The organism is Streptomyces sp. NBC_01537, from assembly GCF_045040445.1.
In the GTDB taxonomy this organism is placed as follows: domain Bacteria; phylum Actinomycetota; class Actinomycetes; order Streptomycetales; family Streptomycetaceae; genus Actinacidiphila.
The window spans coordinates 5,153,193-5,164,812 of sequence record NZ_CP109392.1 but is presented as its reverse complement, the minus strand read 5'-3'; the positions used below and the strand labels follow the sequence as shown (position 1 = coordinate 5,164,812).

At 69.0% G+C, this 11,620-nt stretch carries 11 protein-coding genes, 1 tRNA gene and 2 pseudogenes; 5 read left to right on the top strand and 9 right to left on the bottom strand.

Annotation, left to right across the window (positions count from 1 at the left end; all coding sequences use genetic code 11):
* Window positions 1-90: 90 nt before the first annotated feature.
* Window positions 91-549: a GatB/YqeY domain-containing protein gene (locus OG607_RS23840; protein WP_405726946.1), complete on the bottom strand. Its 459-nt coding sequence runs from the start codon at window positions 547-549 to the stop codon at window positions 91-93.
* A gap of 77 nt (window positions 550-626) precedes the next feature.
* Here OG607_RS23840 and OG607_RS23835 point away from each other — a divergent pair, with 77 nt between their 5' ends.
* Entirely contained in the window at window positions 627-1,559 is a 933-nt protein-coding gene (locus OG607_RS23835) for a metallophosphoesterase (RefSeq protein ID WP_405726943.1), read from the top strand.
* 74 nt (window positions 1,560-1,633) lie between these two features.
* Window positions 1,634-1,707, top strand: a tRNA-Pro gene (locus OG607_RS23830).
* A gap of 452 nt (window positions 1,708-2,159) precedes the next feature.
* On the opposite strand, the pseudogene OG607_RS23825 reads toward OG607_RS23830, so the two are convergent.
* The 3 genes and pseudogenes from OG607_RS23825 to OG607_RS23815 form a co-directional block, all read right to left on the bottom strand.
* Window positions 2,160-2,366 (bottom strand): annotated as a pseudogene (locus OG607_RS23825) (transposase); the annotation flags it as partial.
* A gap of 343 nt (window positions 2,367-2,709) precedes the next feature.
* Window positions 2,710-2,910: pseudogene (locus OG607_RS23820) on the bottom strand (tetratricopeptide repeat protein); the annotation flags it as partial.
* A gap of 27 nt (window positions 2,911-2,937) precedes the next feature.
* The gene (locus OG607_RS23815) at window positions 2,938-3,819 is read right to left on the bottom strand and encodes a hypothetical protein (RefSeq protein ID WP_405726941.1); all 882 of its coding nucleotides are present in this window, start codon (window positions 3,817-3,819) and stop codon (window positions 2,938-2,940) included.
* A 174-nt stretch (window positions 3,820-3,993) separates the two neighbouring features.
* On the opposite strand from OG607_RS23815, the gene OG607_RS23810 reads away from it, so the two are divergent.
* Window positions 3,994-4,560 carry a trypco2 family protein gene (locus tag OG607_RS23810; protein WP_405726938.1) on the top strand — a complete coding sequence of 189 codons (567 nt, stop codon included), beginning with the start codon at window positions 3,994-3,996 and terminating at the stop codon, window positions 4,558-4,560.
* A 100-nt stretch (window positions 4,561-4,660) separates the two neighbouring features.
* On the opposite strand, the gene OG607_RS23805 is transcribed toward OG607_RS23810, so the two are convergent.
* The 5 genes from OG607_RS23805 to OG607_RS23785 all read right to left on the bottom strand — a co-directional run bounded on the left by OG607_RS23805 (window position 4,661) and on the right by OG607_RS23785 (window position 10,183).
* Complete coding sequence (locus tag OG607_RS23805) at window positions 4,661-6,082, bottom strand: ATP-binding protein (RefSeq protein ID WP_405726935.1); 1,422 nt, start codon at window positions 6,080-6,082, stop codon at window positions 4,661-4,663.
* 82 nt (window positions 6,083-6,164) lie between these two features.
* Window positions 6,165-7,334 (bottom strand): damage-control phosphatase ARMT1 family protein, encoded by a 1,170-nt coding sequence (locus OG607_RS23800; RefSeq protein ID WP_405726932.1) that lies wholly within the window; start codon window positions 7,332-7,334, stop codon window positions 6,165-6,167.
* A 51-nt stretch (window positions 7,335-7,385) separates the two neighbouring features.
* On the bottom strand, window positions 7,386-8,114 hold the full coding sequence (locus OG607_RS23795) for a hypothetical protein (protein ID WP_405726929.1): 729 nt from the start codon (window positions 8,112-8,114) through the stop codon (window positions 7,386-7,388).
* 264 nt (window positions 8,115-8,378) lie between these two features.
* Entirely contained in the window at window positions 8,379-8,984 is a 606-nt protein-coding gene (locus OG607_RS23790) for a LuxR C-terminal-related transcriptional regulator (RefSeq protein WP_405736994.1), read from the bottom strand.
* 29 nt (window positions 8,985-9,013) lie between these two features.
* Window positions 9,014-10,183, bottom strand: coding sequence for a sensor histidine kinase (locus tag OG607_RS23785; protein WP_405736991.1), 1,170 nt, complete (start codon window positions 10,181-10,183; stop codon window positions 9,014-9,016).
* Between the two features lie 291 nt (window positions 10,184-10,474).
* On the opposite strand from OG607_RS23785, the gene OG607_RS23780 reads away from it, so the two are divergent.
* Both OG607_RS23780 and OG607_RS23775 read left to right on the top strand, forming a co-directional pair.
* Complete coding sequence (locus OG607_RS23780) at window positions 10,475-11,251, top strand: class I SAM-dependent methyltransferase (RefSeq protein ID WP_405726926.1); 777 nt, start codon at window positions 10,475-10,477, stop codon at window positions 11,249-11,251.
* Window positions 11,252-11,298: 47 nt separating this feature from the next.
* Window positions 11,299-11,532: a hypothetical protein gene (locus OG607_RS23775; RefSeq protein ID WP_405726923.1), complete on the top strand. Its 234-nt coding sequence runs from the start codon at window positions 11,299-11,301 to the stop codon at window positions 11,530-11,532.
* Window positions 11,533-11,620 lie beyond the last annotated feature (88 nt).

Sequence of the window (11,620 nt, the reverse complement as noted above, 5' to 3'; positions counted from 1 at the left end):
CTGTCGCCGGGCATGGCATGCGTAAGGGGCGCCCTCCATGGAGGGCGCCCCTTACGCGTTGCTTTTCGCCTGCGCGTTCTCAGCTCAGGCTCAGCTCAGAAGCTGCTTCTTCACCTCGGCCGCCACCCGGCCGCCCTCGGCCAGTCCGGCCACCTTCGGGCCCACGATCTTCATGACCGCGCCCATCGCCCGCGGGCCCTCGGCGCCCGACTCCTTGATCGCCGCGGCGACGATCCCGCTCAGCTCCGCGTCATCGAGCTGCTTCGGCAGATACGCCTGCAGCACCTCGCCCTCCGCCAGCTCCCGCTCCGCCGACGCCTTTCGGCCCCCCAGCTCGAAGGCCTCAGCCGCCTCCCGGCGCTTCTTCTCCTCGCGGGCGATCACCTTCAGCACCTCGTCGTCGGAGAGCTCCCGGGCCTGCTTGCCCGCGACCTCCTCCTTCGTGATCGCGGTGAGCGTCAGCCGGAGGGTGGCGGAACGCAGCTCGTCGCGCCCCTTGATCGCGGTGGTGAGGTCGGCGTGCAGTCGCTGCTTGAGCGTGGTGGTCATGACATCGAGTCTGCCAGGTCGGCCGCCGAGGGGCCGAAAATTTATGATGTGACAGGCCGTCTGCCACCATGGACCGCATGCGCGCGCGATACGGAGTCCCCCTTGGCATCACGGCAGTCGGCGCGGCCTGCGTGGCCTACGCCGCCGGCATCGAATCCCGCTCCTTCCGCCTGAGGCGGGTGGAGATCCCCGTACTGCCTCCCGGCATGCGCCCGCTGCGCGTGCTCCAGGTCTCCGACATCCACATGGTCAGCGGCCAGAACAAGAAGCGCCGCTGGCTGCAGTCCCTCGCCGGCCTGCGCCCCGACTTCGTCGTCAACACCGGAGACAACCTCTCCGACCCCGAAGGCGTCCCCGAGCTCCTCGACGCCCTCGGCCCGCTCATGGAGTTCCCCGGCACGTACGTATTCGGCTCCAACGACTACTACGGCCCCAAGTTCCGCAACCCGGGCCGCTACCTCATCGAGCGCTCCCGCGGCCACCACGGCCTCAACGGCAAGAACGAGCCCGCCATCGGCATCCTCCGCAACCCCTGGGAGGACCTCCGCGACGCCTTCGACACCGCCGGCTGGGTCGGCCTGTCCAACACCCGCGGCCGCCTCAAGCTCGACGACGGCATCGAGATCGCCCTTACCGGCCTCGACGACCCCCACATCAAGCGCGACCGCTACAACCTCGTCACCGGCGGCCCCGAATCAAGCGCCGACCTGGCCCTGGCCATCGTCCACGCCCCCTACCTCCGCGTCCTCGACGCCTTCGCCGCCGACCGCTACCCCCTCATCCTCGCCGGCCACACCCACGGCGGTCAGCTCTGCATCCCCTTCTACGGCGCCCTCGTCACCAACTGCGACCTCGACACCGACCGCGTCAAGGGCCTCTCCACCCACACCGCCGCCGGCCACCGCTCCTACCTCCACGTCTCCGCCGGCTGCGGCGCCAACCGCTACACCCCCATCCGCTTCGCCTGCCCCCCCGAAGCGACGCTCCTGACCTTGACCCCACGGCAATAACCGGATTTCGTGTCGGGCGGCCGGTCCGCTAGAGTAATCCTCGTTGCGCCGGAAACGGCGTGGCACCGCAGGACCGGGGTGTGGCGCAGCTTGGTAGCGCGCTTCGTTCGGGACGAAGAGGCCGTGGGTTCAAATCCCGCCACCCCGACTTCGTAAGTGCAGGTCAGGGCCTTGATCCACTCGTTGGATCGGGGCCCTGAGTGCTTCCCGAGGCTTCTTGGGAGAAATCTGGGAGACGATCTTGGATCGTCTACCCCTACTGGCGGCACCGGGGCATAGCCGTCTCGTCGATCAGTCGCCGAAGGCTCGCCACATCCATGTGCTCTCCCATCCCACGATGATGGGTCACTCCGAACGCGGATCGAGGGCCCGTTGGGAAAGATCCGCTCCTTGGCTTACCCGGCACCCTCGCGTGACCTGGCCACGTGCACACCGCGTAGGGCGGGCGGTGGCAGCAGCCACCCACCAACTGGCCGACTTGTCCGCAGATCGCGCCCGGGCCCATACCCATGCCCACCCCGATGAGGGCCTGGCTGTCGCGGTGCCGAACCCTCACGGAGGTACGCCCGTACGCGGCCAGCACCTGCTTGAGCAGCTGCTCCAGCAGGTGCCTTCCGACCACAGCCGGTGCCGCTCGTACACCGTCTTCCACGGCCCGAAACGTTCCGGCAGATCACGCCAGTGCACCCCGGCCCGCACTCGGCGCAAGATCCCGTCAATCACCTGCCGATGATCCCGCTACCTGCCGCACCGCCCATTGCCCACCGGCAGGAACGGCCGCAGCCGCTCCCACTCCGCGCCAGTCAAATCACCCCGCCCATGCCCACGAACAACGAAGCGACCGCGCGACGTTCAGCTCACCGGCCGGGCAGAACTTCGTCTACGTCACCGCAGCTCTCGCAGACGCGGGCCTGCAACGCCTTGCCGAAAGGCGGGCCACACAGGTCAGCGCTGTGGTGCCGGCAACGAACCGTAGGTGGGAGGCCCAACGCCGCCCTGACCTATGGGAGCGACGGTAACGATGTTGAGGCGGCCCGCTCAGTTTCACGCCCGCTGCCAGGACTGGTCCCAGACGGCCTTGGGCGCGGAACTGCGGACGCCGCTCACCTCCGCGTCGTCACCTTTCGAGACGCCTGGCATCGCCTGCTGCTCAAAGTCGAGCGGCAGCTGCAGCGCTAGACGCGAGGTTGTTGGCGGATTGCAGGGTCTGGGGGTGGTCGGGACCCAGAACGCGTCGGCGGGCATCGAGCGTCCACTGGTTCAATTCGCGGGCCTGCTCGTACTCGCCCAGCCCGTACAAAGCTGCGGCGACGTTGTGGGCGGATTCCAGGACGTTGGGGTGGTCGGCTCGACGGACACGACGGCGCCCGTAGGAAGTTCAGGTCTCCTCGTTAAACTCCTCAGCGTCGGAAGGTAGGGGCTTTGCGTCCCCCGTGCGCGGCTCAGGGGTGTCCACCTGCAGCAGCCGATCACTGGCAGCGAGCACACGTTCCGCAATGAGCCTCTTCATCTCACCTTCGGGTGAGTCCTGAAGGTCCCGCACCAGCCTCTCGGCCGTTAAGTAGTACCCGCGGAGCACCGGTTGTTCAAAGTACTTGTTCATTTGCCGCAAAGCGTCCCGATGCATCGCCAGGTAAGTCCTGCTGAGAAACCCGGAGAGCGTTGCGCCGACCCCACCGAGAAGTGCAACAAATGCCTTTGTGTCACCAGCATCGGCGTAGATCCCAGCAATGGCGCAGGCCATGATAATGCCCATCCCCGACCACATCGCACGTTGCGATGACTTAAACGACCGGTCGGCCTGAAAGGTCGCGATGTTGTGATACTTGCGGATCAGATCGTCGTTCACATTGATGAGGGTGGCCAGCGGGGTGATCGCCTCCAGGCGCTCAAGGCGCTTCGTCTGTTCCACCCGATCGGCCTCCGCCCGGGCTCGAGACTCCTTCGCCCGCTGTCGGGCACCCCGGATTCCATAGACCATTGCGACAGCCTGAACGGTGGCAATCAGGAGCAGGAACGCGTACGCGGCACTGGTTCGCCAACTTCCAGAGAACCGTGGGGCGCCGAGCCCAACAGTCACCACACCAGCGACCACGACCACCAGGGAAACCAGCGCACCCGCGATGCTCAGGCGTTCCGTCCGCTCCGCCTGGGTGGCCGCCCTGGACTCCACCTCGGTCTCGCCGAGGAAGCTGGCGCCTGCCAACAGGTCCTGATCCAAAAGACCGGTCCAGGCTTGTCCCTGCGGCTGCTTGACCATGCGGCTCCCTCCCCTGCCACCTCCTTCCCCCGGCCCATCACAGAAGGAGTGCAGTCCATGCTAGATCCGAGGAGTTTCGCTGGCGTGATCCGGGCGGATCACACACGGGAGAGACAGCCACCTCATTCTGGCAAGCGACCCCGTCTTCGAACTCCCCGCCCCTACAATCCGAGCATGGCGAAATCTGACGACATGCAGGACTTCGGGTTGGACGAAGTCCTCGCGGCTCTCGGCAGGGATCTTGTACGGGCAAGCGACGCCGCCTCCGGCACGTCTGGCTACGGTTTGGCAGTTCTCGAAGCCGAAGTGGAGCTGAGTTTCACGGTCACCCGCGCCACCGGCCGTAACGGCAAGGGAAAACTCCGCTTCGAAGTGGTCCCCGAATCGGGGCCGGTAGACGTCCCCGGTGAGATCTCGACCAGCCACTCCGAGGTCCGGGTACACCGGATCAAGCTCAGGCTCGGCAGCCCCACGACTGCCACTGCCTTGTCCGGGAACAGCAAGCAGGCCACTGATGTTCCTGCCATGACCGGCTACTCTGCCGCCGCGACCGGCTCGTTCACCACGACGACCCTGCCTCAGGACTACCAAACGCCCTACGTCGAGACCTTGCGGCCAGTGGTCGAGCGCAGTGCTTACGGGGTGCCAGAAGGCGAGGCGCCCGGAGCCTCACAGAACGCCGCGAGCGACCTGAACCGCGCCGCCCCCGACTCGCAGCACCGTCCTCCGGACGCCTATTGACCATCGTCCACTGCGCGATCCGCGAGGTCTGCGAGATCTTCACCGGCGACCCGGCGACCAGACGACTGCGGCCTTCAGCCCACCGCTGCCATCGAGTGGTTCAGCGGGCACGCCAGGCGCGCAGTAGTTCCTCCGGACCGAAGGTTGCCTGGAGTCCGGAGCAGCTGACGCCGCTTCGGGAGACCGCGACGAGCGGGATCGGATCGTCGGTGAGCGCGGCTCTGTGCTTGTGCAGGGCGGCAAGGTCGTGGGCATCGAAAGGGGAAGTCTCCAGCCACTTGATCGAGCCCAGGAACAACAACTGCTTGGCGACGGGCTGCCGGTCTGCGCCCACGAGATCGATTTCAACGTCGTTGCTGCGGGTCCAGTAACCGCCGACAACGGGGGCGGCAGGCAATTCGCCATGGGGGAGGATGCGGGCGAGGGACTCCCGGAGCAGTGGCTCGACGGCGCGGCCTCGCCAACTGGTCCACTGGTTTCTGATTCGGGCCAGGGTGAGATCGCCGCGCATGCGCTCGATCTCCGCCATGTGCGGTTCGAGGAATGCCAGCCAGAAACGCAGATAGGGGTCCGCCACCCGGTAGCGCCGCTCTTTCGAGGGGTGCAGGGAGATCGGCAGTTCGGCCGACACGACGCGCTTGTCGATCAGCAGGTCAGTTGCCCTGGTGAGGGTGCTGTGGGCGATGCCACCGGCAGCGCGCGCGATGTTGGTGAAGGTCCGCTCGCCCGTCCCGATCGCTCGCAGCACTTCCCTTCCCATCGCCTGTGGGGGGAACTCGGCAGAGAGCGACCGCTCGGCAGAGACCAGGAGTGCGGAGATCGGGTTCTCCAGCGTCGCGTCAAGGAACTCCCACACGGAGGTCCCGGGCTGCCACTCCCGGCAGATCAGCGGAAGGCCGCCGGTGATCAGTGCGGCGTCGAAGGCGGCGGCCGGCTCCAGGTCGAGCATCTGGCTGATGTCGGCAGGGTTCAGGGGACCCACGACCATCTCGCGCCCGCGCTGGTGGAACGGACGGTCGTAGCTGTTGAGCGCCTCCATCATCGACAGATCCGAGCCGACCAGGAGCAACAGGACGGGCTTGCGGCTGAGCAACCGGTCCCAGGCACGCTGGAGCATGCCCTCGAAGGCGTCGATACGCTCCATGAGGTAGGGCACCTCGTCGATCACCACCACGCTCGGGGTGTCGTCGGGAATGATCTCCGCCAGGAGCCGGAAGGCCGCGTTCCACTGACTCGGGGTCTCCTCCGCGAAGAGCGAGTGATCCGGCAGAGTGGAGCCGGCCGCGGCGTCGAGCAGTTCCGCCAGTTCGTCCTCGGCGGAGCCGCCACCGGCGGTGAAGAATAGGTGGGGGACGGCCGCCTGCCGGAGGAACTCCTCGACCAGAGTGGACTTCCCGACGCGCCGCCTGCCGCGCATGAGCACGCACTGTCCGGGCTGGGCCGCGCCGACGGATTCGCGGACCTCGTCGAGCACGTTTCGCAGTGTGCGGAGTTCTCGGTCCCTGCCGATGAAGCGATGCATGAGGGAAGATCCCGTCGTGACAGCACGGAAATACTGGCACTAGAGATAGTAGCGGATCAGATACTATCTCTGGAGAGAGAATCTAAGGATTTGAAGTGAGCCCGGCGGGTGACGGGCGGAACTGGATCACGGCGTGGGTGCCGCTGGTCCGCCAGGGTTCGCCGGTCGCTTCGAGGGCGGCGAGGGCTGACGGTTCGAGGCCGACGGCGATGTCCGATTTGAGGGTGCGCAGGGCGAGGAGCGGGCTGGGGAAGTAGGAGGTCAGGTCGGCGAAGGGGGTCGTGGCGGGCCGGAGGCGGTCGCCGACGAGGCGGCGGTAGTTGAGATCGCCCTTGGAGATGGTGACGGTGGCGTGGGCGAGGTCGCTGCGCAGGTCGTCGGGCATGTCGGCGTACGGGAGCGGTGCGCAGGAGAAGGGGTGGCTGCGCACGGACAGCCGGCCGCCGGAGAGGGCGTCGAAGAGCCTGGCTCCGATCGTGCCCGCACGGCCCGGGGCCTCGGCGATGCGGCGGACGCAGTCGATGACGTCCGCCGTCGTGGCGTCGGATACGTAGTACGGGTAGGGCTTGACGTGCAGTACGGCCTGGTCGGCGCGGCCGGTGTGCAGGAGCTGGTCGATGAGGATGAGGTCGGGGATGAGTTCGCGGCCGGCGTTGTCCGCGAGCAGGTAGACGGTGGGGGAAGGGGAGTTCGCGAGGTGGCTCCACAGCAGGTGGCTGTCGTCGGTGATGAGGTGACGGCCCAGGTCGGAGGGGTCGGCGGAGGAGATGCGGAAGCCGAGGTCGGCGCGGTTGCCCCACAGGGCGCTGGTGAGCATCGCCTGGTCCTGCTCTTCGGGCGGGAGCTTGGACAGGTCGTCGAGGGCGGCCAGTTCCTCTCCCACGGTCGCGTCGCGGAGCTCGGCGCGCTTGAAGGACGCGAAGGGGTCGATGCCCTGCCAGGGTCCGGGCTCGAAGTAGCGGACGGCTTCGAGGAGCCTGCGGTAGAAGTAGCTCTCGGCCCAGAGGAAGGGCACCTCGAACCAGGAACGGCCGAGGTACTGCGCGCTCCAGGCGGCCCATCGTGCGTGGTCGTGGGCCTCGGCGGGGAGGGGTTCGATCACGCCGTGGGCGGTCTCGGCGAGTAGCGCGTCCAGGGCCCGCTGGTGTTCCGGCGGGTAGGGCACGGCGTCGCGGACCTGTTGGATGAGGGCGGGATGCCGCTTGGCGAGGACGGTCCATGCGAACGAGCCGGGCTCATCGCTTGTGATCATGGGTCACCGAGTTCCTTCGTCTGCGTGCGGCCCGACATCCGACACGATAGGTCAGCGGCGGCGCCAGCTCCTGCGCAGCAGCACCTCGCTCACGACCAGGCAGGCGACGGCCAGCAGGCCGCCGAGGGCGAGCAGGCCGACGCCGGCCATCGACGAGGCCGAACCCGAGCCCGAGCCGAGGGACAGCCCGTCCTGTACGTGGCCGCTGCCGTCGGGGGCCGGGGTCGCCGTCGCGCCCGGGGTGCCCGATGTGGCGGCCTCGCTGCCGGACGGCGTCCCGCTGGGCTCGGCGCTCTGCGCTGCGGACGCGTGCGAGGACGCGGATGGGGACGAGGATGGGGACGCGGACCGTGATGCCGAGGCGGTCGCCCCGGCCGACGGCGATGCGGAGGCGGACGCCGTGCCGGTCGGCTGCTGCGATGCCTGCGGGCAGTTGACCGTGAACCGCTTCGCCCCGTCCGCCCCGGTCTCCCAGAACAGCTTGTACGTGCCGTTCGACAGTGAGATCGCCCCGGTGACCGCAGCGCCCGTCGCGTCCATGGTGAGCACGCCGCGCAGCGCGTCCGTGCCCGAGGCGTTCTCGACCCACCACGTTGCCTGCTGGCCGGCCTCGAAGTTCTCGGCCACGAAGGAGAAGTGGCAGACCTCGGCATCGTTGCCGCGACGCTTGCCCAGGTCGGCGTCGTAGAGGTACATCGTGTCCGCGCGGGACGGGGACGACGCCGCGATGGTCGCGACGGCCGCGACAGCGAGTAGCGGGATCGCTCGGGCGGTGCGCATGGCGGGAGTTCCTTTGTGGAGCTGGAGTTGGAGCTGTGGAGCACAGTGATCGGATAAAATGAATATTTACAGATCAAGGCGGTCTTTTTCGAGCGAATGCGGAAGCACCTCCGCCCAGACCGTCTTGCCGAGGTGATCACGAGGGGCCGAGCCCCAGCGCACGGCCAGGATGTCCACCAGCAGCAGCCCGCGGCCCGACTCGGCGTCGGGCGGGTCGGCGGGCGGGCGGCCGGTGAAGGCCGGCCGGCACCGGGCCTGAGCCTGTTACGGCAGCAATCGCTGCTCGTTGGCGACCGCCACCGCTCCCGCTCGGGTCTCCACGCCCAGCTTGGCGTAGATCCGTCCCAGGTGGGTTTTGACGGTGGCCTCGCTGATGAACAGGGCGCGGGCGATCTCGCGGTTGCCCAGGCCGCGGGCCAGTTGCTGGAGGATGTCGCGCTCGCGCTCGGAGAGGGCGGGGCGGGGGCTGCGCAGGTGGGCCAGAACGCGGTCGGCGACGGGGGCGGAGAGGGCGGTGCGGCCGGAGGCGGCGTTGCGGATCGCGGCGAAGAGTTCCTCGGGGCGTTCGGCCTTGAGCAGGTAGCCGGTGGCGCCGGCTTCGATGGCTCGGGTGATGTCGGCGTCGGTGTCGAACATGGTGAGGACCAGGACGCGTGGGCCCGGCGTGCCGGGTTCCTCGCCGGCGTCGGAGGTCAGGTGCCGGGCGGCCGTTACGCCGTCCATGCCGCCGCCGAGTTGGAGATCCATCAGTACGACGTCGGGGTGGACGCGGGCGGCGACGGCGATTGCCTCCTCGCCGCTGCCCGCTTCACCGACCACTTCCATGCCGTCGGTGCTGGACAGGAGCGCGCGCAGCCCGGCGCGCACCATGGCGTGGTCGTCGCACAGCAGCAGCCGGATCACGAAGTGGCCTCTCTGAGAGCGCCCTGCAGGGGAATGGCGGCCGAGACGACGGTGCCCTCGCCGGGCGTGGATTCCACGGTGAGCGCGCCGCCCAGTTGCCGTGCGCGGATACGCATGGCCGGCAGCCCGTGCCCTCGTACCCCGTCGGCTCCGGGGGGCGGTGTGCGGTCCGGGGCGAAGCCTCGGCCGTTGTCGGCGACGTCGAGCGAGATCTGGTCGTCGAGGCAGGTCAGGGTCAGCGCGGCCCGGGTCGCGGCGGCGTGTTCGCGCACATTGGCCAGCGCGCCCTGGGCGATGCGCAGCAGAGCCGCCTCGACCCGCTCCGGCAGCGGGACCGGGGTGCCGTCGAGCCGGAAGACCACCGCCAGCCCGGCGCCGCTCTCGCGTTGCGCGAGGGCGGTCAACGCCTCGGCGAGGGTGCGCTCGGCGAGGTCGGCCGGGGCCAGGTCATGGACGAACCGGCGGGCTTCGGCGAGGCTGCGGGAGGTTATCTCGGCCGCGTCCCCGACGTGCCGGCGGGCGGCGTCCGGGTCGGCCTGCCAGATCCGCTCCGCGGCCTGCAACAGCATCTGCTGGCTGGACAGGCTCTGCGCGAGGGTGTCGTGGATCTCCGTGGACAGCCGTGCCCGTTCCGCCAGGATGCCCGCCCACCGCTCGGTGGCGGCCAGGTCGCGGCGGGTGCGGACCAGGTCGTCGATCAGTACGCGCTGCCGGGCCGCCTGGCGCTGCAGATGAACCAGGACGGCGGTGGCGACCGCGGCGATGGCCGGCGGGGCGACCACCATGTTGGGATTGAGCGCGCCTTGTGACACCCGCACCTCCGAGACGACGACCAGTACGGTGAGCCCGGCCACCACCGGCACCGCGATCCGTGCGGGCAGCGCGTGCAGCCCGGCGAACAGCAGCGGCATGGCGCACCACGTGGCGCTCGGCGCGAGGGCGAGCAGGACGATCCAGATGCCCGACACCGCGCCCAGCCAGGCCAGGTGCCGGGCGGTGGGCCAGACCCCCGGGGGCGGTGCGGGGGCCAGCAGCCGTCCGAGGACGTAGAGCAGGCCGAAGACGGCGAGCAGCGCGACGACCCACGCGGTGCGCGTGCCGCTCTGATCGCGGGTCAGGAGGCGGGCGAGCGAGGAGCCCAGCAGCAGCAGGAACGCGATGTGCATGACCGCCGTCAGCCACCACCCGTCCGGATCGGCCCGCTCGCGTGACCGCTCACCGTGCCACCGCACCGAAGGCCCCCTCCCCCTGTCATTGCCTCAGCTGGAATCAGCTGGAACGTGCCCGGCCTGCATAGCGTGCCCGGCGCTGTGCCGCAAGCGCCGATCGGCTGACAGCCACATCATCCGAATCGTCGGGGTATCAGAGCCGGTCGGCCGCGTCCTGATCGTCTTCGCGCGGGGAGGCTGGACTCACCGAAGACTCGAAGACCTGCTTCGAACGCACAGGAGAGCCGCGTGCCCGCCAAGAACCTCACTGTCGACCGCACCGCCCTCGGGCACCGCATCGCCTACGCGCTGCGCCACCCCGAACGCGTCCCGCGCCACATGACCCGCGCCGCCCGGGACGCGTGGCTGCGCTACCGCTGGCCCGACCACGTCTCCTACTACCGCGCGGTGATGCGGTCCGACACCCGTGCGGACCCGGACGCGGCGGTGGGCAGCCACAGCCACGAGCGGTGGCTCGCGCTGGGGGCGATGCAGTTCGACTACCTGCTCGGCCACGGCATGCGCCCCGAGCACCGGATGCTGGAGATCGGGTGCGGCAACCTGCGCGCCGGGTGGCGATTCATCCGGCACCTGGAGCCCGGGCACTACTACGGCATCGACATCTCACCCGACATCCTCATCGCCGCACAGGACACGATGGTGCGCATGGGACTGCAGAAACGGCTGCCCACGCTGACCCCGGTCCGCGACCTCACCCTGCGGTTCCTGCCCGACGCCCACTTCGACGTGGTGCACGCGCACAGCGTCTTCTCGCACTCCCCGCTCCCGGTCATCGAGGAATGTCTGGCCAACATCGGCCGGGTGCTGGCGCCGGGCGGCTGGTTCGACTTCACCTTCGACCGCACGGAGGGCAAGGAGCACCAGGTGCTGCGGGAGGACTTCTACTACCGCACCGAGACGCTCCTCGCCCTGGCGGAGAAGCACGGCCTGGCGGCCCGCTTCATGGACGACTGGGAGGAACTGCCGCACGGCCAGTCCAAGATCCGCGTGACCCACGGCCCCTAGGGCCCGTCCGGGGTGCGTTCGCGCCGCGCTGGGCGCATCGTGGACGTATGACCGAGAGTGGGACCCCGTCCTTCACGTCGTCGCACATCGTCGTCTCACCCGTCGCGGCGGGCGACCCGCCGTTCCGGGTGGTCCAGATCGACGGGGTGATGGCGGGTATCGCCCGTGACATGGTGGACGTTTTCCGGCTTGCGCATGCGGCGGGACTGTCGCACGTGGATCTTGACGACCCGGAGGTGGTGCGGTGGGTCGGGGGCGGGAAGTACAAGTGGGCGCCTTGAGCGGCTGGCCTTGAGCGGGGCGGGGCTGAATTGGCAAGAGCGCGGTGGCACAGGGGCTACGGGACCGGTACGGGGAGATGCTGGTCAT